We start from the raw sequence: 25,292 nt of genomic DNA on the forward strand, positions 1-25,292 counted from the left end.
GAGAGCGGCGGCGGTTTAGCCGCAAGAGGAGTAGGCGACCCATGGTGGAGATCAAGACCCCGGAGCAGATCGCGAAGATGCGTGAGGCGGGGCTGGTCGTTGCGAAGATCCACGCCGCTTGCCGGGAGGCCGCCGTTCCGGGTGCCACCACGAAGGACCTGGACGATGTGGCCCGTAAGGTTCTCGCCGAGCACGGCGCCAAGTCGAACTTCCTCGGCTACGGCGGCTTCCCCGCCACCATCTGCACCTCGGTGAACGAGGTCGTGGTCCACGGCATCCCGGACACCGCGACCGTGCTGAAGGACGGCGACATCATCTCGATCGACGCCGGCGCCATCATCGACGGCTGGCACGGCGACGCGGCCTTCACCGCCTTCGTGGGGACCGGCCACGCCCCGGAGCTGCATGAGCTCAGCCGGGTGACCGAGGAGTCCATGTGGGCCGGTATCGCAGCGGTCCGGCAGGGCAACCGGCTGGTGGACATCTCCAAGGCGATCGAGGGCTACATCCGCCGCCAGCCGCGCCCGGCCACCGGAAAGTACGGGATCGTCGAGGACTACGGCGGCCATGGCATCGGCTCGCAGATGCACATGGACCCGCATCTGCTGAACTACGTGGACCGCAAGCGCGGCCGCGGGCCACGGCTGGTGTCCGGCTTCTGCATCGCGATCGAGCCGATGGTGAGCCTCGGTACCGCGCGTACGCATGTCCTCGAGGACGAGTGGACCGTCAAGACCGACGACGGGACCTGGAGCAGCCACTGGGAGCACTCGGTCGCGCTGACCGAGGAGGGCCCGCTGGTTCTGACGGCCGTGGACGGCGGCAAGGCGAAGCTCGCCGAGCTGGGCGTCACGGCGGCCCCCGACCCCTCCGCTGGGTCCTGAGGGCCGGGGAGCCCCCAAGGCTTAATGATCTTGCCGTGTGGGCAGTGCTCCCTGGTAGTGGACCCTCAGGGGTCGATTCGTCTTTCCGGATGCGCTGACGTAGACTGATGCGTCGGCTCTCGTGCATCCGTGTGTCCGCATGCCTGTAGCGAGAGCTGATCAAGGTAGCCGATTCGAAGGGCGAAGCGTGGCCAAGAAGCAAGGTGCCATCGAAATCGAGGGCACCGTGATCGAGTCCCTGCCGAACGCAATGTTCAAGGTGGAGCTCCAGAACGGTCACAAGGTCCTCGCGCATATCAGCGGCAAGATGCGGATGCACTACATCCGAATTCTTCCCGATGACAGGGTTGTGGTGGAGCTGTCTCCGTACGACCTGACGCGCGGACGGATCGTCTACCGCTACAAGTAGATCTTGCCGCGCCCCTCCCGTGGGGTGATGGCACTGACCCGGAGAACCTCAATCCCATGAAGGTCAAGCCGAGCGTCAAGAAGATCTGCGACAAGTGCAAGGTGATCCGCCGTCACGGCCGGGTCATGGTCATCTGCGACAACCTGCGCCACAAGCAGCGCCAGGGCTGACGCACGACCTGCACCTCGCAGTTTCTTCGCGCGACGCAAGCGAAATGTGCATACGCAGTCACCCGATCCCCCCAGTGGGGACGACACCCCCGGTCGGAGGCCGGGGACCCGGAACTGTCCCGTACTCCGTACGGTCAGCCGGGAGTGGTGCTGTGGAAGACCTCCGCATAGCCATCAGGAGCCACATCACATGGCACGCCTCTCAGGCGTTGACCTTCCGCGCGAAAAGCGCGTGGAGGTTGCCCTCACCTACGTCTTCGGTATCGGTCGCACCCGTGCCCAGGAGACCCTGAAGAACGTTGGTGTGAACCCCGACACTCGCGTTCGCGACCTGGCCGAAGAGGACCTGGTCAAGATCCGCGACTACGTGGACGCCAACTACAAGACCGAAGGTGACCTCCGCCGTGAGGTCCAGGCCGACATCCGCCGCAAGGTCGAGATCGGCTGCTACCAGGGTCTGCGCCACCGCCGTGGCCTGCCGGTCCACGGTCAGCGCACGCACACCAACGCTCGCACCCGCAAGGGCCCGCGTCGCGCCATCGCCGGTAAGAAGAAGCCGGGCAAGAAGTAGTCCTCACCGGACGCTGCCAAGCGGTCCGAGCTGTAGGACCGACCACCTCCACGGGAGAAGATTCACAGGATGCCTCCGAAGAGCCGTACGGCCGGCGCCAAGAAGGTGCGCCGCAAGGAGAAGAAGAACGTCGCCCACGGGCACGCTCACATCAAGAGCACGTTCAACAACACGATCGTCTCGATCACCGACCCGACCGGGAATGTGATCTCTTGGGCCTCTGCCGGCCACGTCGGCTTCAAGGGCTCGCGCAAGTCGACACCCTTCGCCGCGCAGATGGCCGCCGAGTCGGCCGCCCGCCGCGCGCAGGAGCACGGCATGCGCAAGGTCGACGTCTTCGTCAAGGGTCCCGGCTCCGGCCGTGAGACCGCGATCCGCTCCCTCCAGGCCACCGGCCTCGAGGTGGGTTCGATCCAGGACGTCACCCCCACCCCGCACAACGGATGCCGCCCGCCCAAGCGCCGCCGCGTCTGATCATCTGAAGTAGGAGACAAGACAACAATGGCGCGTTACACCGGGGCCGACTGCAAGCGTTGCCGTCGGGAGAAGCAGAAGCTCTTCCTCAAGGGGAGCAAGTGCGAGAGCGCAAAGTGCCCGATCGAGATCCGTCCTTACCCCCCGGGTGAGCACGGTCGCGGGCGCACCAAGGACAGCGAGTACCTGCTGCAGAAGCGTGAGAAGCAGAAGGCCGCTCGTATCTACGGAGTCCTTGAGAAGCAGTTCCGTGGCTACTTCGAGGAGGCGAACAGGAAGTCCGGCAAGACCGGTGAGAACCTGCTTCGTATCCTCGAGACCCGCCTTGACAACGTGGTCTACCGGGCCGGCTTCGCCAAGTCCCGCGACCACGCCCGTCAGCTGGTCAAGCACGGCCACATCAATGTGAACGGCCGCAAGACCGACATCCCGTCGGCCCGCGTCGCCGCGAACGACATCATCGAGGTCCGCCAGTCCTCGCTCGAGCTGACGCCGTTCGTGGTCGCTCGTGCCGAGGCCGGCGAGCGCACCGTCCCGGCATGGCTCGAGTCCATTCCATCGAAGATGCGTGTCCTCGTGCACTCGCTGCCCGAGCGCCAGGTGATCGACACCCAGGTGCAGGAGCAGCTGATCGTCGAGCTCTACTCCAAGTAGCAGCCGCAGACGATACGGGCGGTACGGAGCCGGCCCCCGCTTTCGGCGGGGGGACCCCCAGCCCGTGCCGCCCGTACACTTGCAGTACCCATCCGGGCTGCCGCCCGGTAGCCGACGGCGTCAAATAGCGGGCGCCGAAGACTGGAGGCAATTCCATGCTGATCGCTCAGCGTCCCTCGCTGACCGAAGAGGTCGTCGACGAGTTCCGCTCCCGGTTCGTGATCGAGCCGCTGGAGCCGGGCTTCGGCTACACCCTCGGCAACTCCCTGCGGCGTACGCTCCTCTCCTCGATCCCCGGCGCTGCTGTCACCAGCATCCGGATCGACGGCGTCCTGCACGAGTTCACCACCGTGCCGGGCGTCAAGGACGACGTCACCGACCTGATCCTCAACATCAAGCAGCTGGTCGTCTCCTCGGAGCACGACGAGCCGGTCGTGATGTACCTGCGCAAGCAGGGCCCCGGCCTGGTCACCGCTGCTGACATCGCCCCGCCGGCCGGTGTCGAGGTGCACAACCCCGACCTGGTGCTCGCCACCCTGAACGGCAAGGGCAAGCTGGAGATGGAGCTGACCGTCGAGCGCGGTCGCGGCTACGTCTCCGCCGTGCAGAACAAGCAGCTGGGCCAGGAGATCGGCCGTATCCCGGTCGACTCCATCTACAGCCCGGTGCTCAAGGTCACCTACAAGGTCGAGGCGACCCGTGTCGAGCAGCGCACCGACTTCGACAAGCTGATCGTCGACGTCGAGACCAAGCAGGCCATGCGGCCGCGTGACGCCATGGCGTCGGCCGGTAAGACCTTGGTCGAGCTGTTCGGCCTGGCCCGCGAGCTCAACATCGACGCCGAGGGCATCGACATGGGCCCGTCCCCCACGGACGCCGCCCTGGCCGCCGATCTCGCGCTGCCGATCGAGGAGCTCGAGCTCACGGTCCGTTCGTACAACTGCCTCAAGCGCGAGGGCATCCACTCCGTGGGTGAGCTCGTGGCCCGTTCCGAGGCGGACCTGCTCGACATCCGCAACTTCGGTGCGAAGTCGATCGACGAGGTCAAGGCGAAGCTGGCCGGCATGGGCCTGGCCCTCAAGGACAGCCCGCCCGGATTCGACCCGACGGCCGCTGCCGACGCCTTCGGCGCCGACGACGACGCGGACGCCGGTTTCGTGGAGACCGAGCAGTACTGAGACGCCTGCGGCGCGTCAGCCGGGTTCTTGCGTCGCCGGGAACCCGGCTGCCGCTCCGTCGCGGCTGAGGCTCTGGCTTGAAACAGAGATACTTCCGGCGGGCGATCGCTCGTCGGTAACTGACACCGGTACCTGATACGGCCGGTGCAGACATGGAGGAGAAACACCATGCCGAAGCCCGCCAAGGGCGCCCGTATGGGCGGCAGCGCTGCGCACGAGCGGCTCATGCTGGCGAACCTCGCCACCGCGCTGTTCGAGCACGGCCGCATCACGACCACCGAGGCCAAGGCTCGTCGCCTGCGTCCGGTGGCCGAGCGTCTGATCACCAAGGCGAAGAAGGGTGACCTTCACAACCGCCGTCTGGTGCTCCAGACCGTCCGCGACAAGGGTGTCGTCCACACCCTGTTCACGGAGATCGGCCCGCGCTACGAGAACCGCCCGGGTGGCTACACCCGGATCACCAAGATCGGCAACCGTCGTGGCGACAACGCCCCGATGGCGGTCATCGAGCTGGTCGAGGCCCTGACCGTGCAGCAGACCGCGGTTGGTGAGGCCGAGGCCGCCACCAAGCGCACTGCCAAGGACGCTGCCGGTGACCAGGCTGCTGCGGACCTCAAGAAGGACGCTCCTCGCGAGAGCGAGGGTGAGTCGGACGAGGCCACTGAGGCCCCGGCCGCCGAGGCCCCGGCCGAGGAGTCCAAGGACGCCTGACGCTCCTCCCCGCGCGAGCGGGGGCGAGCCGGACGCCTGACGCTCTGCTGAGCGTGGTCATGGAACGGGCCCGCACCCAGTTTTCTGGGGGCGGGCCCGTTCCGCTTGCCGCCCGCTCAGAAGGATCTGCTCGAAAGGACCTTTTGGTGAGTTCGGTGAGTACTGCCTCTTCCGGGGGGACAACCCCCGGTCACCCCGAGGTGGGGCCCGGCTTCGTACGGGTACGGCTGGACGTCTCGTACGACGGGAAGGACTTCTCCGGCTGGGCACGGCAGCGGGAGCGGCGGACGGTCCAGGGTGAGCTGGAGAGCGCGCTCGGGACGGTGCTGCGGCTGCCCGAGCCGCCGCAGCTGACGGTGGCGGGCCGTACGGACGCGGGCGTGCACGCCCGGGGGCAGGTCGCGCACGTCGACCTTCGCGAGGAGGTGTGGGCCGAGCACGCCGACAAGCTGCTGCGGCGCCTCGCGGGGCGGCTGCCGCACGATGTGCGGGTGTGGAGTGTCTCCGAGGCCCCGGAGGGCTTCGACGCGCGCTTCTCCGCGATCTGGCGGCGCTACGCGTACCGGGTGGGGGACCGGCGTGGCGGGGTCGATCCGCTGCGGCGCGGCCATGTGCTGTGGCACGACTGGCCGTTGGACGTCGAGTTGATGAACGAGGCGGCGCGGAAGCTGCTCGGCGAGCACGACTTCGCGGCGTACTGCAAGAAGCGTGAGGGCGCGACGACGATCCGTACCCTGCTGGATCTGCGGTGGGAGCGCGCGGAGGACGGCCTCGCGGTGGCGACGGTGCGGGCGGATGCCTTCTGCCACAACATGGTGCGGGCGCTGGTCGGTTCACTGCTCCTGGTCGGCGACGGCCACCGCCCGGTGGACTTCCCGGCCGAGGTCCTGGCGGGCCGGGTCCGTCACTCGGCGGTCAACGTCGTACGGCCGCACGGGCTGACTCTGGAGGAGGTCGGCTACCCGCCGGACGACCAGCTGGCTGCCCGCAACCTGGCGGCCCGTAACAAGCGGTCGCTGCCGGGGACGGATCCGGGCCACGGCGCCGGCTGCTGCTGAGCGGACTGCTCGGGGGCGGTAGGGCCGGGCAGACGTGCACCCGCTGTCAGGAGGCGGACAGGGGGAGTCGGAGCAGCGGGGCAGGAATGGCGGCGGCTCGGCGCCAGGGAGGCATGCCTCGGCGCCGAGCCGCTGTTGTGGCCTTGGGCGGGGCGGTGAACCGTGCCCTCGCCCGGCCCGGCGTCAGCCCGCCTGGGCCGAGGCCGCTGCCGCGGCCTGGTCCTCGCCGCGGTCGACGATCCGCGCGAAGGTGTAGTCCGCAACGTCCTTGCCCGCCTGGCGGGCCTTGGTGTCGGAGGCCGGGACCGCCTTGCCCGACGAGTAGCCGGAGACGGTGAAGTAGGCGTAGCGGCCGACGGAGTTGGCGGTCAGCCGGCAGGCCGTCGCGCGGCAGAAGGACGGTACGCCGCCGCCCGCGAGCGACTGGACGTTGCCGGACGCCTGCGTCTTGGCCTTGGACGCCTGGGCCTCGGTGTCGAAGAGGGCGACGCCCACCGTGACAGCCACTCCGGCCTTCTCGTACGTGGCGCGGATCATCTGGGTGCACTTGTTGCCGGTGAGCGCCGGCGCGAGGCGGCTGGAGACCACGGCGGCACAGCTGTTGGTGGCGTCGGTGGCGCTCTTCTTGTACGAGCCGGCGCCGGTCGACATGGTGGCGGACGGGAACAGGGTGCGCGCGTTCAGCGGCGCGGTGTCCTTCGCCTTGCTGGAGATGAAGTCGCGCGGGTCCGGCGGTGGCGGTACCGAGACGTCCGAGAACGTGGGCTCGGGCTCCTTCGGTTCGCCGGGCAGGGTCTCCGGCGACGGGAGCCCCTGTGGCTTGTCGTTGCCGCCGCTGCCGGAACTGACCACGGCCGTCGCGACGATGGCGGCCACGGCCGCTGTCGCCAGCGCACCACCACCGATCATCATCAACCGGCGGCGGCGCATACGGGCTGCCGTGTGGTCCGCCATCGCGCCCCAGTCCGGCGTCGACTGGTTCGATCCCCCGGGGCCGAGTGGCCCCTCTTGCCCAAAGCTCATGGCGGGCATCTTAAACCGGTTGGAGCCCCGCGCGTTGAGCGGTGACAATCCATGACCATGGGACATCTCGAGGCGGCGCATGTGGAGTACTACCTTCCGGATGGAAGGGTGCTGCTCGCAGACGTCTCCTTCCGCGTGGGGGAGGGCGCGGCGGCGGCTCTGGTGGGGGCGAACGGCGCGGGCAAGACGACGCTGCTGCGGCTGCTTTCGGGGGAGTTGCAGCCGCACGGCGGTTCGGTGACCGTCACCGGGGGACTCGGTGTGATGCCGCAGTTCGTGGGGTCGGTACGGGACGAGCGGACCGTACGGGACCTGCTGGTCTCCGTCGCGCAGCCGCCGATCCGGCAGGCCGCGCGGGCCGTTGACGCCGCCGAACTCGCGATCATGGAGGGGGACGACGAGGCGGCGCAGATGAGTTATGCGCAGGCCCTCAGCGACTGGGCGGAGGTCCGCGGCTACGAGGCCGAGACGGTCTGGGACATGTGCACCACGGCCGCGCTCGGCGTCCCGTACGAGAAGGCCCAGTGGCGGGAGGTGCGGACTCTCTCCGGGGGTGAGCAGAAGCGGCTGGTGCTGGAGGCGCTGCTGCGCGGGCCGGACGAACTGCTGTTGCTGGACGAACCGGACAACTATCTCGATGTGCCGGGGAAGCGGTGGCTGGAGGACCAGCTGCGGGAGACGAAGAAGACGGTTCTCTTCGTCTCCCACGACCGGGAGCTGCTGGCACGGTCCGCGGAGAAGATCGTCAGCGTCGAGCCGGGGCCGGCCGGCAGCGATGTGTGGGTGCACGGCGGCGGCTTCGGTACGTACCACGAGGCGCGCAAGGAGCGGTTCGCGCGCTTCGAGGAGCTGCGGCGGCGCTGGGACGAGGAGCACGCCCGGCTCAAGGCGCTGGTGCACCGGCTGCGCCAGCAGGCGGCGATCAGCCCCGACATGGCGTCCCGCTACCGTGCGATGCAGACGCGGTTCAAGAAGTTCGAGGAGGCGGGGCCGCCGCCGGAGCCGCCGCGCGAGCAGGACATCCGGATGCGGCTGCGCGGCGGGCGTACCGGCGTACGGGCCGTGACCTGCGAGAGCCTGGAGCTGACCGGGCTGATGACCCCCTTCGACCTGGAGATCTTCTACGGCGAGCGGGTCGCGGTCCTCGGGTCGAACGGTTCCGGCAAGTCGCACTTCCTGCGGCTGCTGGCGGGGGACACCGTCCGGCACACGGGCGCGTGGAAGCTGGGCGCGCGGGTCGTGCCCGGTCACTTCGCGCAGACGCATGCGCACCCCGAGCTGGAGGGCCGCACGCTGGTCGACATCCTGTGGAGTGAGCACGCCAGGGACCGGGGCGGCGCGATGAGCGTGCTGCGCCGCTACGAGCTGGAGCGGCAGGGCGATCAGCCGTTCCAGAAGCTCTCCGGCGGCCAGCAGGCGCGCTTCCAGATCCTGCTGCTGGAGCTGGCGGGGACGACCGCTCTGCTGCTGGACGAGCCGACGGACAATCTGGACCTGGAGAGCGCGGAGGCGCTGCAGGAGGGGCTGGAGGCGTACGAGGGTACGGTGCTGGCGGTGACGCACGACCGCTGGTTCGCCCGGTCCTTCGACCGCTTCCTGGTCTTCGGTGCGGACGGTGTGGTGCGGGAGGTCCCGGAGCCGGTGTGGGACGAGGGACGCGTGGTGCGGGCGCGATGATCCGTACTCGGGTTCGGGGGGCGTTTTGACCCGTACGGGGACCGGCCGGTATTCTGCAGGTTCGTTATGCGTATTGGCTCGCTCGTTCTCACGTGAGAGGCCGTTACGCCGGTCCGCCGGGCCGATGACCAGCGGTAGGCATTCGGGTTGCGTCCCCGCGTGCCGCCAAGGCTGTCGTGATCGTCCGGGTGGCCTTGTAAAGGACCCGTCCCCCTCAGCCCTAGCGGGCTTGGGGAGACCCCATCACTGAAGAAGCGAAGGCTACGACCGTGCGTACGTACAGCCCCAAGCCCGGCGACGTGACGCGTCAGTGGCACGTCATCGATGCCACCGATGTTGTTCTGGGCCGCCTGGCCTCTCAGGCCGCTACCCTCCTGCGGGGTAAGCACAAGCCGGTGTACGCGCCGCACGTTGACGCTGGTGACTTCGTCATCATCATCAACGCCGACAAGGTGCACCTCTCCGGCAACAAGCGGACCCAGAAGCTCGCCTACCGCCACTCCGGCTACCCGGGTGGTCTGCGGTCCGTCCGCTATGACGAGCTGCTGGAGAAGAACCCGGAGAAGGCCGTCGAGAAGGCCATCAAGGGGATGATCCCCAAGAACACCCTGGGCCGTCAGGTGCTCTCGAAGCTCAAGGTCTACTCCGGCCCTGAGCACCCGCACGCTGCGCAGCAGCCGGTCCCGTTCGAGATCACCCAGGTCGCGCAGTAGTCCCGGCCACCCCCTAAGACTGAACAGAATCTGAGGAGAATCGTGGCCGAGACCACTGCAGAAACCCCGATCGAAGAGGTCGAGGAGTACACCAGCGAGAGCACCGACACGGAGTACACGTCCGAGTCGCTCGCGTCCCGTTTCGGCGAGCCCCAGCCGGCCGCCGGCCTCGGGCGTCGCAAGAACGCCATTGCCCGCGTGCGCATCGTGCCGGGCAGCGGCAAGTGGAAGATCAACGGTCGTACCCTTGAGGACTACTTCCCCAACAAGGTGCACCAGCAGGAAGTCAACGAGCCCTTCAAGGTGCTCGAGCTGGACGACCGCTACGACATCGTCGCCCGTATCTCGGGTGGCGGCGTCTCCGGTCAGGCCGGTGCGCTGCGCCTGGGCGTTGCCCGTGCGCTGAACGAGGCGGACGCGGACAACAACCGCGGCGCGCTGAAGAAGGCCGGTTTCCTGAGCCGCGACGACCGTGCGGTCGAGCGCAAGAAGGCCGGTCTCAAGAAGGCCCGTAAGGCACCGCAGTACAGCAAGCGCTGATTGTTCGTTTGCGAACAACCGCCCCGGCGGCACATCTTTTGTGCTGCCGGGGCGTTCGTCTATGGCCGTCCAGGAGCGTATACAGAGAGAGCGCTCATGGGCCGGCGGTTTCGAAGCAACTCGGAGGACACCAGTGGGACAACTCTTCGGCACGGACGGTGTGCGCGGTGTCGCCAATGCGGATCTGACGGCGGAGCTCGCGCTCGGTCTGTCGGTCGCGGCGGCACATGTGCTTGCCGAGGCGGGCACGTTCGAAGGCCATCGGCCGACGGCGGTGGTGGGGCGTGATCCGCGTGCATCCGGAGAGTTCCTGGAGGCCGCTGTCGTGGCGGGCCTCGCGAGCGCGGGCGTGGACGTCCTGCGCGTCGGTGTGCTGCCCACCCCCGCGGTGGCGTATCTCACCGGTGCGCTGGGCGCCGACCTCGGCGTGATGCTCTCCGCGAGCCACAACCCGATGCCGGACAACGGTGTCAAGTTCTTCGCGCGCGGTGGGCACAAGCTCGCGGACGAGCTGGAGGACCGGATCGAGGCCGTTTACGGGGCACACGCCTCGGGCGAGCCGTGGAACCGGCCGACGGGCGCGGGCGTGGGGCGCGTACGGACCTACGACGAGGGCTTCGACAACTACGTCGCCCATCTGATCGGCGTCCTGCCGAACCGGCTCGACGGCCTGAAGGTCGTCCTCGACGAGGCGCACGGCGCGGCGTCCCGGGTCTCGCCGGAGGCGTTCGCCCGAGCAGGTGCCGAGGTCATCACCATCGGTGCGGACCCGGACGGTCTCAACATCAACGACGGCTGCGGCTCCACGCACCTGGGCCTGCTCAAGGCCGCGGTCGTCGAGCACGGCGCGGACCTGGGCGTGGCGCACGACGGCGACGCGGACCGCTGCCTGGCGGTGGACGCCGCGGGCAACGAGGTCGACGGTGACCAGATCCTGGCCGTACTCGCGCTGGCGATGCGCGATGCCGACGGGCTGCGGAAGAACACCGTGGTCGGCACGGTCATGTCGAACCTGGGTTTCAAGCTGGCCATGGAGCGCGAGGGCATCGAGCTGGTGGAGACGGCGGTCGGCGACCGGTACGTGCTGGAGTCGATGAAGAGCGAAGGCTACGCGCTGGGCGGCGAGCAGTCCGGGCACGTGATCATCCTTGATCATGCGACGACCGGTGACGGCACCCTGACCGGGCTGATGCTGGCGGCGCGGATGGCGGCCACCGGCCGCGGCCTCGCGGAGCTGGCGGCCGTCATGGAGCGGCTGCCGCAGGTACTGGTCAACGTGCCGGACGTGGACAAGTCGCGGGTCGGGACGTCTGAGGAGCTTGCGGCAGCCGTGGCCGACGCGGAGCGCGAGCTGGGCTCCACGGGGCGCGTGCTGCTGCGGTCGTCCGGTACGGAGCCGCTGGTACGGGTGATGGTCGAGGCCGCTGACATCGACCAGGCGCGGTCGGTGGCGGCTCGGCTGGCCGACGCCGTGAAGTCCGCGCTGGGTTAGGTCTCTCGGCGCGGGGCGCGGGGCGCGGGGCGCGGGGCGCGGGGCGCGGGGCAGGGGTACGGGAGCACGGGAGCCATGCGGCTCTCAGGCCTCGGCTCTTCGTGCCCCCGTGCTGCGTACTCGGTTCTCCGTGGACGGTGCTCCATCCGCGCTCAGAACGCGGTTTTCAGCTCTTCGCCGGCTTCGGCCGGGCCGCGCGCTCGCGCTGCCTCGCCCAGAGGAACTTCTGGGTGAGCAGCGTGACCGTGCCGGCGGCGACGATCCCGGCGAGATTGAGCAGGAGCTGCTCAATGGAGCCCCAGGTCTGTTCGAAGTCGCCGTAGGCGAGTGCCACGGCGGCATTGGCGGCCGCGGGAACGGTCGTCACCGAGATCGCCACGCCGACGAGGGCACCGGACTTGGCAGAGGTCAGGGAGAGCGTCCCGGCCACGCCGGCGAGCAGCGCGACCACGAAGGAGAACGGGTCCGGCTGCCAGATGAACTCGGTGTTCGGGCGGTCCGCTGCCAGCCGGGCCTCGCTGAACTGCCCGAAGCCGTCCATCATCAGGCTGAAGCCGGTGGTCAGCGCTATGGCCACGGCGAAGCCGATGAGCAGCGCGATCAGCGACCGCGCGGCCAGCCGGGGCGCCCGCTGCACCAGGGCCGTACAGATGCCCGCGAGCGGGCCGAACTCCGGGCCGACGGCCATGGCGCCCACGATGAGGATCGCGTTGTCGAGCACCACACCACAGGCGGCGATCATCGTCGCGACGGCGAGAAACGCCACATAGGTGACCGAGAGTGTGGACTCCTCGTGGGTGACCTCCGTGAGGTGCTCCCACAGCACGGCGTCGGCTCCCTCGCCGGGGGCTTCCTTCTCCGCCTGGTCGGCCCGCTTCGACAGCGTCATGGCGATGTCCTCGACGGCGACGCTGCCGTCCTCCTCGAGGCCGAGTCCTCTCAGTTCGCTCAGCAGCTCGTCGGCGGCCTCACGTGCCACGTCGCACATCACGACGTCTCCTGCGGGGTCGCGGGCGGCCCCGGGCAGCACCGCGAGGTGCGCGGTTCCGACCGTCCTCTCCAGGAGCGACACGACCTGGCCGGTGCGATCCGCCGGGGTGATCATCCGCAGATGCAGCATGGGTGCACGTTAGCGGTTCGCTAAAGCTTGCGAAGACTGAGCCGCTGGACCTTGTGATCGGGCCCCTTGCGGAGCACGAGCGTGGCGCGTCCGCGGGTGGGTGCGACGTTCTGGTCGAGGTTCGGCCGGTTGATCGTGCGCCACATCAGCCGGGCGTAGTCCAGCGCCTCGTCCTCGGAGACCTGGGTGTACTTCCGGAAGTACGAGGACGGGTTCTGGAAGGCCGTACGGCGCAGCTTGCGGAAACGGTCGAGGTACCAGTGCTCGATGTCTTCTGCGCGGGCGTCGACGTAAACACTGAAGTCGAAGAAATCGGCGAGGCCGAGGCGGGTGCGGCCGTCCTTGCCCGGCAGGGCGGGCTGGAGGACGTTGAGGCCCTCGACGATGAGGATGTCCGGGCGGCGTACGGTGAGCCGCTCGCCGGGCACGATGTCGTAGACCAGGTGCGAGTAGACGGGCGCCGTCACCTCGTCCTTGCCGGACTTCACATCGGCGACGAATCGGGTCAGGGCGCGGCGGTCGAAGGACTCGGGGAAGCCCTTGCGGGACATCAGGCCGCGGCGGTGCAACTCGGCGTTGGGCAGCAGGAAGCCGTCCGTGGTGACCAGCTCCACGCGCGGGTGCTCCGGCCAGCGGGCCAGCAGCGCCTGGAGGAGACGGGCCGTTGTCGATTTACCGACCGCGACGCTGCCTGCCACGCCTATGACGAAGGGCGTGCCGGGCTGGGAGCCGTGGCCGTTGCCCGCGTCGCCCAGGAAGGTGTTCAGCGCGCCCCGCAGATTGCCCGTCGCGGCCACGTAGAGATTGAGCAGCCGGGACAGCGGCAGATAGACGTCCCGCACCTCGTCGAGGTCGATGACATCGCCGAGCCCGCGCAGCCGCTCCACCTCCTCGGCGGTCAGTGGCAGCGGCGTCCGTTCCCGCAGGGCACTCCACTCGGCGCGAGTGAGATCCACGTACGGGCTCGTCTCGGCCCGTCGCTGGGCGCTGCGCACTGGGGAGGTGATCACAGGCTCAATTGTGTTCTCTCCCCGGGCGGAGCGGGGCGTGGCGTCGCTCACGCCCGGCGGTGACTTCTACGGCCGGGTCACGGGCCGGGCTCGCGGCTGAGCGGAATGTCAGTGGCGTGCGTCACAGTTGTCGGAAGGCATGGGCGGCAATGGCGGACGTAGCGAATCCAAGGGGATTTCCATGACATATGCGATCCAGGCGGAAGGCTTGGTCAAACGGTTCAAGGAGACCCGGGCGCTGGCCGGAGTGGATCTGGCCGCCCGCACCGGCACAGTGCTGGGCCTGCTGGGCCCGAACGGCGCGGGGAAGACGACCGCGGTCCGGATCTTCGCCACGCTGATCCGGCCCGACGGCGGCCGCGCGATGGTCGCCGGGCGCGACGTCGTGCGGGATGCGGGCCTGGTCCGCTCCGTCATCGGGCTGACCGGGCAGTACGCGGCGGTCGACGAGAACCTCACCGGCACCGAGAACCTGCTGATGATCGGCCGGCTGCTCGGGATATCGAGGGCCGAGGCGAAGTCGCGCTCCAGGGAACTCCTCGATCGGTTTCAGCTGAGCGATGCCGCCGGACGGGCGACGAAGACCTACTCCGGGGGCATGCGCCGGCGCCTGGATCTGGCGGCGAGCCTGGTCGGCAAGCCGCAGATCCTCTTCCTCGACGAGCCGACCACCGGTCTCGACCCGCAGAGCCGGGGCGAGCTGTGGGACATGCTGCGAGGACTCGTCGCCGAGGGGGTGACAGCGCTGCTGACCACCCAGTATCTGAACGAGGCGGATCAGCTCGCCGACGACATCGTGGTGATCGACAAGGGCCGGGTGATCGCCAATGGCACGCCTGACGAGCTGAAGTCGACGGTGGGCGGCCAGGTGCTCCAGCTGCGGCCGGTGCACCCGGCGGACCTGGCCAAGGCGCATGCACTGATCACGGAGACGGCGGGCCCGAACACTCAGATCGAGGGTGAGTTGATCACCGCTCCGGTGAACGACCCCGCTCTGATGCCCGCAGTCGTACGGCGGCTGGACCAGGCGGGCATCGCGGTGCGGGAGCTGGCGCTGCGCCGCTCCTCGCTCGATGAGGTGTTCCTCGCCCTGACCGGTCACCGGACGGAGCCGGAGAGCAAGTCCGGGGAGGCCACCGAGCCGGACGAGGACGAGTTCGAGAAGGTGGGGAGTTCGGCATGACTGCCACGACGATCACGGCCCCGCTGGGCAAGAGCGGCCGGGTGCGCCCCGGTGCGGCGATGCAGCAGACCGCCACCATGGCGTGGCGGAGCCTCGTGTCCGTGAAGCACAACCCGCTGGAACTGGTCGACTTCAGCATCACGCCGATCATGTTCGTGTTCCTCTTCACCTTCGTCTTCGGCGGTCAGATGGCCGGTTCGCCCAAGGACTATCTGCAGTACGCGCTCGCCGGCATCATCGTGCAGAACACGCTGTTCATGACCATGTACACCGCGATGGCGCTCAATACGGACCTCACCAAGGGCGTCTTCGACCGGCTGCGCAGCCTGCCGATAGCCCGGTCGGCACCGCTGTTCGGCCGGATCACGGCCGACCTGGCCAAGCAGCTGTGGGCGATGCTGCTGATGATCGGGCTCGGCACGCTGCTGGGCTTCCGGATCACCGGCGGGCTCGGCGGATTCCTCGGGGCCACGCTGCTGCTCATGGTCTTCGCGGCGGCGGTGTCCTGGTCCGCGGTCCTCATCGGCATGGTGGCGGGCGACGCGGAGAAGGTGCAGGTCTTCGCCTTCACACTGATCTTCCCGATCACCTTCACCAGCAGTGCTTTTGTACGGGTCGAGACGATGCCGGGCTGGCTCCAGGCGTGGGTGGACGTCAATCCGGTCACCCATCTCTCCGATGCCTTCCGCGGTCTGCTGGTCGGCGGTGAGGTGGCGCAGCCGGTGCTGTGGTCGCTGGTGTGGGCAGCGGGGATAGCGGCCCTGTTCATCCCGCTGGCGATGCGGGCGTACCGGGCCCGTGTCTGAGGTCTGTCACTACGGGCAGTTCACCGCTACCGTCCTGGAGGTTGGGGGAAATCACAGGTTCACAACGTCCCGCGGAGGCTGAGCCCGAGCCCGGGGCGGGGTCCGGGAACCGGAGCCCTGGCGAGCGCGAGCCTGCGGATTTCCATGAGTGCCTCGAGGGGGCCGCTGTGCCGTCACGCCTGACCGATCTCGTGCACCGAAGACGCGGCAGGCTCGTCGGAGGGGAGGAGTTCGCCGGGCGCGTGCGCAGCGAACTCTCCGTCGAGCTGCCGGACGAGGACCTGGGGGAGGACCTCGCCGACTGCATAGATCTGTACGAGATGGGCAGCAAGCCGCGCTGCGAGGAGGTCGAGTACCTGGATCTCGTGCAGCAGGCCATGGACCGTATTGCGCGTGGCCGCTGACTGGCGTCGATCGGCCCGGCACGTAGGCTGCAACGCATGTGCGGAATCGTTGGGTATGTGGGAGGGCAGTCAGCCCTCGACGTGGTGATCGCAGGCCTGAAGAGGCTGGAGTACCGGGGCTACGACTCGGCCGGAGTGGCGGTGCTCGCCGACGGCGGACTCGCTTCGGCCAAGAAGGCGGGCAAGCTCGCGAACCTGGAGAAGGAGCTGGCCGACCGGCCGCTGCCGAGCGGCAGTACCGGCATCGGCCACACCCGGTGGGCCACCCACGGCGCCCCCACCGACGCCAACGCCCATCCGCACCTGGACAACTCCGGCCGCGTGTCGGTGGTCCACAACGGCATCATCGAGAACTTCGCCGCGCTGCGCGCCGAGTTGAGCGACCGCGGCCACGAACTGACGTCCGAGACCGACACCGAGGTCGTCGGCCATCTGCTCGCCGAGTCCTTCTCCTCCTGCGGCGACCTGGCCGAGGCGATGCGGCAGGTGTGCCGTCGGCTGGACGGTGCCTTCACGCTCGTCGCGGTGCACGCGGACGAGCCGGATGTGGTGGTGGGGGCCCGCCGGAACTCGCCGCTGGTCGTCGGTGTCGGCGACGGCGAGGCGTTCCTCGCCTCCGATGTCGCGGCCTTCATCGCGCACACCCGCGAGGCGATCGAGCTCGGCCAGGACCAGGTCGTGGTGCTGCGCCGGGACGGTGTGACGGTCACGGACTTCGACGGCTCGCCCGCGGAGGTCCGGGAGTACCACGTGGACTGGGACGTCTCCGCCGCGGAGAAGGGCGGTTACGACTACTTCATGCTCAAGGAGATCGCCGAGCAGCCGAAGGCCGTCGCCGACACGCTGCTGGGGCGGATCGACGGGTCGGGGTCGCTGTCGCTGGACGAGGTCCGGATCCCGGCGTCCGTGCTGCGGGAGGTCGGCAAGGTCGTCATCGTCGCGTGCGGCACCGCCTATCACGCGGGGATGATCGCCAAGTACGCGATCGAGCACTGGACGCGGATCCCGTGCGAGACGGAGCTGGCGAGCGAGTTCCGCTACCGGGACCCGATCCTCGACCAGAAGACGCTGGTCATCGCGATCAGCCAGTCGGGCGAGACGATGGACACCCTGATGGCGCTGCGGCACGCGCGCGAGCAGGGCGCGAAGGTGCTCGCCATCTGCAATACGAACGGTTCGACGATCCCCAGGGAGTCGGACGCGGTCCTCTACACGCACGCCGGCCCGGAGGTCGCCGTCGCCTCGACGAAGGCGTTTCTGACCCAGCTGGTGGCCTGCTATCTGGTGGCCCTGTATCTGGGGCAGGTGCGTGGCACCAAGTGGGGCGACGAGATCCGGTCCGTGGTCCGCGAGCTGTCCGAGATCAGCACGCAGGTCGATCAGGTGCTGGACACCATGGAGCCCGTACGGGAGTTGGCGCGGACGCTGGCGGATAAAAACACCGTGCTCTTCCTCGGTCGGCATGTGGGCTTCCCCGTGGCGCTGGAGGGCGCGCTCAAGCTCAAGGAGCTGGCGTACATGCACGCCGAGGGCTTCGCGGCGGGCGAGTTGAAGCACGGGCCGATCGCGCTGATCGAGGACGACCTGCCGGTGGTGGTGGTCGTGCCCTCGCCCCGCGGGCGGTCCGTACTGCACGACAAGATCGTCTCCAACATCCAGGAGATCCGTGCCCGGGGCGCCCGGACGATCGTCATCGCCGAGGAGGGGGACCAGACGGTCGTGCCGTACGCGGACCATCTGATCCGCATCCCGGCGACGCCGACGCTGCTGCAGCCGCTGGTGGCGACGGTGCCGTTGCAGGTCTTCGCCTGCGAGCTGGCGACGGCGCGCGGCAACGAGGTGGACCAGCCGCGGAACCTCGCGAAGTCGGTCACGGTCGAATGAGGCGCGCGTGATTATCGGGGTCGGTATCGACGTCGCCGAGATCGACCGGTTCGAGGCGGCACTCGAACGTACGCCGGGCCTCGCGCAGCGGGTCTTCGTCGAGGGCGAGCTGCTGCTGCCGAGCGGTGAACGGCGCGGGGTGGCCTCCTTGGCGGCGCGGTTCGCGGCCAAGGAGGCGCTGGCGAAGGCCCTCGGGGCACCGTCGGGCCTGTACTGGACGGACGTGGAGGTCGTCACCGAGGACAACGGCCGCCCACGGCTGCGGGTGAAGGGGACGGTGGCCGCCCGCGCGGGGGAGCTGGGGGTGCGGGGATGGCATGTCTCGCTCAGCCATGATGCCGGGGTCGCGTCCGCTGTGGTGATCGCTGAGGGGTAGTGGCCGGCCCCGCGGCCGGTGGGTGCGGGACTTCGTACCCTCGCGCCCGTCGCCCTCGCACCGGGTGATCGGCGGGGCGCCGTACGGTGCTGGGCCGCCCTGCGGCTGGTCGGGGGTGCGCCCTCGCACCCTTGCACCGGGCGATGGGAGTGCGGAGCGGCGTTACGGTGCCGGGCTGCTCTCTGGCCGGGGGGTGTCCTCGGGCCCTGACACCGGGCGATTGGCGAGTGGGCCGCCGTACGGTGCGGGGCAGCGCGGCTGCGGGGCGCGCCGCCTGCGGTTTGCGCTTTCGGCGTGCGCTGTGCGGCGTGCGCTCGTTGCGAGTCGGAGCCGCGACTGTGTGGCGCAGCGCGGCCGTTGCAGGGTGTCGGCCGCTCGGGGTGGCGTGAATCGTCGCAGCCGTCGCGCAGAGGTGGCCGCACTTCGCAAGACTGGGGCCCATGAGGACTGCGTACAGCGTGGAGACCGTACGGGCCGCGGAGCGTGGGCTGATGGCGCGGCTGCCGGAAGGGGCGCTCATGCAGCGCGCCGCGGCCGGGCTGACGGCCGCGTGCGCCGATCTGCTCGGGCGGGTGTACGGCGCGCGCGTCGTGCTGCTCGTCGGCAGCGGGGACAACGGCGGCGACGCGCTCTACGCGGGCGTCCGGCTGGCGAGGCGTGGTGCCGGCGTCACTGCCGTGCTGCTGGCCCCGGGCCGTACGCACTCCGGCGGGCTCGCCGCCCTGCTCCGGGCGGGCGGGCGGACAGTGCCCGTCGGCGGAGCCGACGGGGGTTCCGGTTCCGGTTCACGCTCCGACGCCGACGCCCGTTTCCCGTCCCATTCCGGTTCCGGTGGGGGAGATCGCGGCGAGCAGGCGGTCCTCCGTGCCGACCTCGTCGTCGACGGCATCGTCGGGATCGGCGGCCGGGGCGGACTGCGCCCGGACGCGGAGAGGCTCGCGCGGGCCGCACGGGATTCCGGCGCGGCCATCGTCGCCGTCGACCTGCCCAGCGGCGTGGACGCGGACACCGGCGAGGTGGCGGGTGCCGCGGTGTCCGCCGACACCACGGTCACGTTCGGCGCGTACAAGCCGGGGCTGCTGATCGACCCGGCGGCGGAGCGGACCGGCGCGCTGCGGCTGGTCGACATCGGACTCGACCCCCTGCTGCCCGCCGTCCCTGATGTGGAGGCTCTTCAGCACGCGGATGTTGCGGACCTGCTTCCGGTGCCGGTGGCGGAGAGCGACAAGTACCGGCGCGGTGTGGTGGGCGTCGTGGCGGGCTCCGCGCGCTATCCGGGCGCAGCGGTGCTCGCGGTGTCGGGAGCGCTGCGGGGCGGCGCCGGAGCCGTACGGTACGTCGGCCCGGCCGCGGACGCCGTGATCGCCCGTTTCCCCGAGGCGCTGGTCCACGCGGGTCCGCCCGCGAAGGCGGGGCGTGTGCAGGCATGGGTGGTGGGCCCGGGGCTCGGCGACGGCTCGGAGGCCCGGCAGGCGCTGGACGACGTACTGGCCTCGGACGTCCCGGTCCTCGTGGACGCGGACGGTCTGCGGCTTCTGGACCGCGGCCGCGTTCGCTCGCGGTCGGCGGCCACGGTGCTCACGCCGCACGCGGGGGAGGCCGCCGCGCTGCTGGGGACCGCGCGGGAGGAGGTGGAGGCCGCGAGGCTGGCCTCCGTACGGAGACTGACGGCGGAGTACGGGGCGACGGCGCTGCTCAAGGGCTCGACGACGCTGGTCACGGGGGCGACCGACGCCGTACGCGTCAACCCGACGGGCACGGGCTGGCTGGCCACGGCGGGCAGTGGCGACGTGCTCTCCGGCCTGGCGGGGGCACTGCTCGCAACCGGCTTGGACGCCCGGGACGCAGCCTCGGCCGCGGCCTACCTCCATGGCCTGGCGGGGCGCCACGCGGCGGGCCGCTACGGCCGCCCGGTCAGCGCGTCCGAGGTGGCGGAGTCCCTGGGCGCGGCCTGGCGCGACGTCCGCACCCGCTGACCCGTTGACCCGTTGACCCGTTGACCAGCTGCCCCCGCTGACATGCTCGTTCGGCTTCGTGGGGCTCCCGCTTCCGGGCGGGTCGGCTTACCTGTGCCTTCGCTGTGACAGAAGTGCTCGATGCGGCGGATCGGCACGGGTCCTGCGGGCGTACGCGTCCGATCGTGGTGGGCGTTTACGCCTGGTGGGTGGAAGGGCTGTGGCATCGGGGTGGTGTTCCGCGCGGAACGGTGCGGCGGGGCGCGCCGGGCGGGACCGGTAGTTCCGTACCCGATCGTTCTGCCGCGCTGCGCGTTCCCCGCTCGGCCGGGCAGACCACCGTGGAGAGGTGCGGAATGCGTTCAGCGGTGAAGAGGAGAGGGCGGGGGCCGGCCGCCGCAGCTGTCGCCGTCGCGGCGCTGCTGCCGCTGATGATCGGCGGAGCCGGGTCCGCGCTGGCCGCGGATCCGGCTCCGCCGGGTGGTCAGCCGAGTGGTCGGCCGGGCAGTCCGTCGGCCGACCGGCCGGGCGACCAGGGGTCCGGCAACGCCGCTGTGCCGCTGGAACGGCTCGTGCCAGGCGTCCCGCTCTCACCGCACGAGCGGCACGTGGACACCCCCGATCAGGCCCTCCCACCGCTGATCCCGCCCGCCTCCGACCAGGCCCCCGACCAGCGCGAGGACCACCGCGACGCCCTGGGGCGCGGCTCTCAGTCCGGCCGTCCCGGTCCGCTCGATCCGCCCTTGTCCGATGATTCCGCCGCTACCGAGGACGACAGAATCGTCGAGTACGTACCGCCGGAGGACGCACGGCCCGACCGGAACCAGGCAGAGCCCGCGTCGTGTACCGCCGCCACCGGCCCGTACCAGCGCGAGGTCGAACGCTTCCTCAATCTCCCCGTGGACGGCGAGCAGTCCGAGGCGGACTGCGAGGTCATCCGCCAGTGGCAGATCGAACAGAACATCGAGCCCGCCATCGGCTTCGCGGGGCCCAGCAGCGGGGGGCACATCCGACTGGTCGAGGCGCGGCCCGATCCCAATGCGGACGGACTCTGCCCCGTCGTGCCCGACGAGCGGGTCGCCTGCCTGGACCTGCCGCGCCAACTGATGTGGGTGCAGGCGGGCGAGGACGTCGTGTTCGGCCCGGTGGCGATCCGCAGCGGAAAGCCCGGCTACCCGACGCGGGTGGGCTGGAACAGGGTCTACTGGAAGAACAGGGAACACTTCTCGACGATCTACAAGTCCCCGATGCCGTACGCCCAGTTCTTCAACGGCGGACAGGCCATCCACGGGGCCTACGGCAACATCTACGACCCGGAGGAAGGCTCGTACGGCTGCGTCAACCTCAAGGTCCCCGACGCGAGGGACCTGTGGGACGTGCTGTTCGTGAACGACCGCGTCTACTCCTGGGGGCGGCGCCCGGGGACCTGACCGGTATCCCGGGACGTGACCCTGGCGGGGCTCGATGGCTGTGTGCCGCGTGCCGCGTGCCGCAGCCATCGGTCCGAGGGTCGGTCTGCGGTCGGTCCGCGGGCGCGTGGCTCGCGGCCCGCAGACGGGTGGTCGGGCGACGTGTGACGTGACTCGTGGCTCGCGGCCTGCGGTTCGCGGCCATCGGCCCGGGCGGTGCATGACCGGCAGCCCAGCCCGCACCCCATAGCGTGCGGCCGGTGCGGCCCGCAGGCCGCAGCCCGTAGCCCGCAGCCCAGCGCATGAGCCGTGGCCGGAGTACGACCGTAGCCCGTAGCCCGTAGCCCGTAGCCCGCAGCCCGCAGTGCATGAGCCTGAAGCCCGCAGCCCTGGCCCGGCCCCGGCCTCGAAAGCTTGACCTGCGGCCCGCAGTGCATGAGCAGCGGCCGTTGCAAGACCCGCGGCCCGCGACCCCTGCGGTCCGCGGCCCCGCGGCACGCTGCCGGGCCGGTGAGAGACTGTCCCCGATGACTGCACACTCCCGCGGGGTCCCCACCGGGGTCACCGCACTTCCGATGCGTGCCCGCGCCGTGGTCGACCTGGCCGCGCTGCGCGCCAACGTCCGTGCCCTGCGCGCCTACGCCCCCCACGCCGAGCTGATGGCCGTGGTGAAGTCGGACGCGTACGGCCACGGCGCAGTGCCCTGCGCTCGCGCCGCGCGCCAGGCCGGCGCGAGCTGGCTGGGTACAGCCACCCCGCAGGAGGCGCTGGCGCTGCGGGCAGCCGGGGACACCGGCCGCCTGATGTGCTGGCTGTGGACGCCCGGCGGCCCTTGGAAGGAGGCGTTCGAGGCCGACATCGACGTCTCGCTGAGCGGGATGTGGGCACTGAACGAGGCCGTCGACGCGGCCCGTACCGTCCATGCGGCGCGGACTGCGCGCACGACGGGCAAGACGGGCCCGGCGACGCGTACGAGCGGGCCCCCGGCGCGCGTCCAGCTCAAGATCGACACCGGTCTGGGGCGCAACGGCTGCCCGCCCGCCGACTGGCCACAACTGGTCGCGGCCGCCCGCGCCGCCGAGGTCGAGGGCGTGCTCAAGGTGACCGGCGTCTGGTCGCACTTCGCCTGCGCCGACGAGCCGGGGCACCCGTCGATCGCGGCGCAGCTGGCCGTGTACCGCGAGGCGTTGGAGGTGGCGGAGCGCGCGGGCCTGGAGCCCGAGGTCCGGCACATCGCCAACTCGCCCGCGACGCTGACGCTCCCCGAGTCCCACTTCGACCTCGTACGGACCGGGATCGCCGTCTACGGCGTCTCCCCGATCCCGGAGAGCGGTCTCGCGGCCGACTTCGGACTGCGACAGGTGATGACGCTCTCCGCGGATATCGCTCTGGTCAAGCGGGTCCCGGCCGGGCACGGTGTGAGCTACGGCCACCAGTACGTCACCCCGGGCGAGACGACCCTCGCCCTCGTCCCCGTCGGTTACGCGGACGGCATCCCCCGGCACGCCTCCGGCACCGGCCCCGTACTCGTCGGAGGGAAGTGGCGTACGGTCGCGGGCCGCGTGGCCATGGACCAGTTCGTGGTCGATCTCGGTGGTGACACCGCGGAAGCGGGCGACGAGGCGGTGCTGTTCGGACCGGGCGACCGCGGGGAGCCGACCGCTGAGGACTGGGCAAGGGCGGCGGGCACCATCGGATACGAGATCGTGACGCGCATCGGATCGCGGGTTCCGCGCGTCTATGTGGGTGAGCGCGACGACGAGTCGGGTCCCGACGAGACCGGCGACGATCTCGACCCCGACGAGACCGGCGGGTAGACCGGCGACGGGACCGGCAGTGGCAGGACCGGTCGTGGCAACCGGCAGTGGCAAATCCCATAGTGGCGAGACGCGCAGTGCCAGGACCGGTGGTGAGCCCGCAGGGTGCGCAGGTGGAGCCACCGGCTGACCAAGGCATCCGCCGTACACACAGGGCCCGGTGCGGGCCATGTGCGGGCACGGGGTGGACAACGGCACGGCAACATCGCATCGCCAGGGGGCATGCGTACGGCACGGTAGGGACGAGGACGCGACAGCACAGCAGCCAGAGGAGCGGGCACGATCATGGGTGAGAGCACCGCGGGGGACCCGGCGAGCGCAGCGGCGGAGGCCATGGCGGCAGCCGGTGGCTGGCGCCGTGCCGGGGTTGCAGGAGCGGCGATCGGCGTGGTCGCGGCGGGTGCCGCGGCAGGCGTCGCGCTCGAGCGGCTGACCGTCGGCCGCGGCATGCGCCGCAAAGCGCGGCTCGCGCTGGACGCGACGGGCCCGTACGGCGCGCTGCGCGGCACCCCGGGCCGGGCGGTCGCCGACGACGGCACCGACCTCTACTACGAGGTCGACGATGTCGAGCCGGGGCCGGAGGTGCCACGCAGGCGCCGGATCTTCGGCCGCCGCCGCCCCGCCCCGCTGACCGTCGTCTTCTGCCACGGCTACTGCCTCAACCAGGACTCCTGGCACTTCCAGCGGGCAGCGCTGCGCGGTGCGGTGCGGACCGTTCACTGGGACCAGCGGAGCCACGGCCGCTCCGGCCGCGGCTTCGACCAGGCCGAGGGCATCCCCGTCACGATCGACCAGCTCGGCCGCGATCTGAAGGCGGTGCTGGACGCGGCGGTGCCGGAGGGGCCGGTGGTGCTGGTGGGGCATTCGATGGGCGGTATGACGGTGATGGCGCTGGCCGGCCACTACCCGGAGTTCATACGCGAGCGGGTGGCGGGTATCGCCCTCGTCGGTACGTCGGCGGGGAAGCTCGGCGAGGTCAACTACGGGCTGCCGGTCGCGGGGGTGAACGCGATCCGGCGTTTTCTCCCCGGGGTGCTCAAGGCCCTCGGCTCGCAGGTGGAACTCGTCGAGTGGGGGCGGCGGGCGACGGCTGACCTCTTCGCCGGCCTGATCAAGCGGTACTCCTTCAGCTCGCGGGACGTGGACCCGTCGGTCGCGCGGTTCGCGGAGCGGATGATCGAGTCGACTCCGATCGATGTGGTCGCGGAGTTCTACCCGGCCTTCCAGGAGCACGACAAGGCGGAGGCGCTGGCCGCCTTCCAGAACCTGCCGGTGCTGGTCCTGGCCGGCGAGGAGGACCTGGTGACGCCGAGCTCGCACAGTGAGGCGATCGCGGAACTGCTGCCGGGGGCGGAGCTGGTCCTCGTACCGGACGCGGGCCATCTGGTCATGCTGGAGCACCCGGAGACGGTGACGGACCGGCTCTCCGAGCTGCTGGCGCGGACGGGGGCGACCTCGGGGACGGCGGGGCGGATGCAGCGCTCGGTACGGGGCTGAGTGGCGGCCCGCAGTACGGGCCGCGCCGTTACGGTGCGCTGCCAATGGGACGGGCGGCCTGCCTGTACTGCCTGCCTGTACGGGCTGCCGGTACGGGCGGTCCGCCGGGTACGAGCCGCCGTACGGTGCAGTGCCACCGGGACGGGCTGAGGCATCCCCGGCCGGTACAGGACTGAGCAGTGCCGCCGACTCCCGACGACCCCGTCCGCTCGAACCCGCTCGAACCCGCTCGAACCCGCGCGGGGCTGACCGCGTGGGCCGGCCGCATCGATGCCGA

General features: G+C 70.3%; 25 protein-coding genes. 22 read left to right on the top strand and 3 right to left on the bottom strand.

Annotated elements, in window-relative coordinates:
* Positions 1-41: 41 nt before the first annotated feature.
* From map to truA, 9 genes are all read left to right on the top strand, one after another.
* A complete protein-coding gene (map, locus tag ABZW18_RS14645) occupies positions 42-884 on the top strand; it encodes a type I methionyl aminopeptidase (protein WP_356186963.1) in 843 nt (280 codons plus the stop codon).
* A 187-nt stretch (positions 885-1,071) separates the two neighbouring features.
* A complete protein-coding gene (gene infA, locus ABZW18_RS14650; RefSeq protein WP_003956442.1) occupies positions 1,072-1,293 on the top strand; it encodes a translation initiation factor IF-1 in 222 nt (73 codons plus the stop codon).
* Between the two features lie 56 nt (positions 1,294-1,349).
* Entirely contained in the window at positions 1,350-1,463 is a 114-nt protein-coding gene (gene rpmJ / locus ABZW18_RS14655) for a 50S ribosomal protein L36 (RefSeq protein WP_003956441.1), read from the top strand.
* Positions 1,464-1,653: 190 nt separating this feature from the next.
* Positions 1,654-2,034, top strand: a complete 381-nt coding sequence (gene rpsM, locus ABZW18_RS14660) for a 30S ribosomal protein S13 (protein WP_356186965.1) — start codon at positions 1,654-1,656, stop codon at positions 2,032-2,034.
* A 69-nt stretch (positions 2,035-2,103) separates the two neighbouring features.
* A complete protein-coding gene (gene rpsK, locus ABZW18_RS14665) occupies positions 2,104-2,508 on the top strand; it encodes a 30S ribosomal protein S11 (RefSeq protein ID WP_009715860.1) in 405 nt (134 codons plus the stop codon).
* Positions 2,509-2,535: 27 nt separating this feature from the next.
* Positions 2,536-3,162: a 30S ribosomal protein S4 gene (gene rpsD, locus ABZW18_RS14670; RefSeq protein WP_356186968.1), complete on the top strand. Its 627-nt coding sequence runs from the start codon at positions 2,536-2,538 to the stop codon at positions 3,160-3,162.
* Positions 3,163-3,317: 155 nt separating this feature from the next.
* A complete protein-coding gene (locus tag ABZW18_RS14675; RefSeq protein ID WP_356186971.1) occupies positions 3,318-4,340 on the top strand; it encodes a DNA-directed RNA polymerase subunit alpha in 1,023 nt (340 codons plus the stop codon).
* 168 nt (positions 4,341-4,508) lie between these two features.
* A complete protein-coding gene (gene rplQ / locus ABZW18_RS14680) occupies positions 4,509-5,051 on the top strand; it encodes a 50S ribosomal protein L17 (protein WP_356186974.1) in 543 nt (180 codons plus the stop codon).
* 155 nt (positions 5,052-5,206) lie between these two features.
* Positions 5,207-6,109 carry a tRNA pseudouridine(38-40) synthase TruA gene (gene truA / locus ABZW18_RS14685; RefSeq protein ID WP_356186977.1) on the top strand — a complete coding sequence of 301 codons (903 nt, stop codon included), beginning with the start codon at positions 5,207-5,209 and terminating at the stop codon, positions 6,107-6,109.
* Positions 6,110-6,292: 183 nt separating this feature from the next.
* Here truA and ABZW18_RS14690 read toward each other — a convergent pair whose 3' ends face one another.
* A complete protein-coding gene (locus ABZW18_RS14690; RefSeq protein WP_356186980.1) occupies positions 6,293-7,132 on the bottom strand; it encodes a hypothetical protein in 840 nt (279 codons plus the stop codon).
* 57 nt (positions 7,133-7,189) lie between these two features.
* Between ABZW18_RS14690 and ABZW18_RS14695 the strand changes: the two genes are divergently transcribed.
* From ABZW18_RS14695 to glmM, 4 genes are all read left to right on the top strand, one after another.
* The gene (locus tag ABZW18_RS14695) at positions 7,190-8,809 is read left to right on the top strand and encodes an ATP-binding cassette domain-containing protein (RefSeq protein WP_356186983.1); all 1,620 of its coding nucleotides are present in this window, start codon (positions 7,190-7,192) and stop codon (positions 8,807-8,809) included.
* Positions 8,810-9,078: 269 nt separating this feature from the next.
* Positions 9,079-9,522: a 50S ribosomal protein L13 gene (gene rplM / locus ABZW18_RS14700; RefSeq protein WP_356186986.1), complete on the top strand. Its 444-nt coding sequence runs from the start codon at positions 9,079-9,081 to the stop codon at positions 9,520-9,522.
* A gap of 42 nt (positions 9,523-9,564) precedes the next feature.
* On the top strand, positions 9,565-10,062 hold the full coding sequence (rpsI, locus tag ABZW18_RS14705; RefSeq protein WP_356186988.1) for a 30S ribosomal protein S9: 498 nt from the start codon (positions 9,565-9,567) through the stop codon (positions 10,060-10,062).
* Positions 10,063-10,195: 133 nt separating this feature from the next.
* A complete protein-coding gene (glmM, locus tag ABZW18_RS14710; protein WP_356186991.1) occupies positions 10,196-11,554 on the top strand; it encodes a phosphoglucosamine mutase in 1,359 nt (452 codons plus the stop codon).
* A gap of 166 nt (positions 11,555-11,720) precedes the next feature.
* Here glmM and ABZW18_RS14715 read toward each other — a convergent pair whose 3' ends face one another.
* The gene (locus tag ABZW18_RS14715; RefSeq protein ID WP_356186994.1) at positions 11,721-12,674 is read right to left on the bottom strand and encodes a DUF389 domain-containing protein; all 954 of its coding nucleotides are present in this window, start codon (positions 12,672-12,674) and stop codon (positions 11,721-11,723) included.
* Positions 12,675-12,694: 20 nt separating this feature from the next.
* Positions 12,695-13,684 (bottom strand): type I pantothenate kinase, encoded by a 990-nt coding sequence (gene coaA / locus ABZW18_RS14720; protein WP_356186997.1) that lies wholly within the window; start codon positions 13,682-13,684, stop codon positions 12,695-12,697.
* A 181-nt stretch (positions 13,685-13,865) separates the two neighbouring features.
* On the opposite strand from coaA, the gene ABZW18_RS14725 reads away from it, so the two are divergent.
* The 9 genes from ABZW18_RS14725 (at position 13,866) to ABZW18_RS14765 (ending at position 25,015) form a co-directional block, all read left to right on the top strand.
* Positions 13,866-14,867 (top strand): ATP-binding cassette domain-containing protein, encoded by a 1,002-nt coding sequence (locus ABZW18_RS14725; protein ID WP_356186999.1) that lies wholly within the window; start codon positions 13,866-13,868, stop codon positions 14,865-14,867.
* Complete coding sequence (locus ABZW18_RS14730; RefSeq protein WP_356187002.1) at positions 14,864-15,673, top strand: ABC transporter permease; 810 nt, start codon at positions 14,864-14,866, stop codon at positions 15,671-15,673. Before ABZW18_RS14725 ends, ABZW18_RS14730 begins: the two co-directional genes overlap by 4 nt.
* Before the next feature lie 167 nt (positions 15,674-15,840).
* Positions 15,841-16,077, top strand: a complete 237-nt coding sequence (locus tag ABZW18_RS14735; protein WP_356187005.1) for a hypothetical protein — start codon at positions 15,841-15,843, stop codon at positions 16,075-16,077.
* A 36-nt stretch (positions 16,078-16,113) separates the two neighbouring features.
* Positions 16,114-17,961 (top strand): glutamine--fructose-6-phosphate transaminase (isomerizing), encoded by a 1,848-nt coding sequence (glmS, locus tag ABZW18_RS14740; RefSeq protein WP_356187008.1) that lies wholly within the window; start codon positions 16,114-16,116, stop codon positions 17,959-17,961.
* A 7-nt stretch (positions 17,962-17,968) separates the two neighbouring features.
* Positions 17,969-18,337: a holo-ACP synthase gene (locus ABZW18_RS14745; protein ID WP_356187011.1), complete on the top strand. Its 369-nt coding sequence runs from the start codon at positions 17,969-17,971 to the stop codon at positions 18,335-18,337.
* A gap of 440 nt (positions 18,338-18,777) precedes the next feature.
* Positions 18,778-20,313, top strand: coding sequence for an NAD(P)H-hydrate dehydratase (locus ABZW18_RS14750; RefSeq protein ID WP_356187014.1), 1,536 nt, complete (start codon positions 18,778-18,780; stop codon positions 20,311-20,313).
* Between the two features lie 335 nt (positions 20,314-20,648).
* On the top strand, positions 20,649-21,722 hold the full coding sequence (locus tag ABZW18_RS14755) for a L,D-transpeptidase family protein (protein WP_356187017.1): 1,074 nt from the start codon (positions 20,649-20,651) through the stop codon (positions 21,720-21,722).
* Between the two features lie 506 nt (positions 21,723-22,228).
* On the top strand, positions 22,229-23,518 hold the full coding sequence (gene alr, locus ABZW18_RS14760; protein ID WP_356187020.1) for an alanine racemase: 1,290 nt from the start codon (positions 22,229-22,231) through the stop codon (positions 23,516-23,518).
* Positions 23,519-23,803: 285 nt separating this feature from the next.
* Positions 23,804-25,015, top strand: a complete 1,212-nt coding sequence (locus ABZW18_RS14765) for an alpha/beta hydrolase (RefSeq protein ID WP_356187022.1) — start codon at positions 23,804-23,806, stop codon at positions 25,013-25,015.
* The last annotated feature ends 277 nt before the right edge of the window (positions 25,016-25,292 follow it).

The sequence above is a fragment of the Streptomyces sp. NPDC004647 genome (assembly GCF_040609575.1).
Classification (GTDB): domain Bacteria; phylum Actinomycetota; class Actinomycetes; order Streptomycetales; family Streptomycetaceae; genus Streptomyces.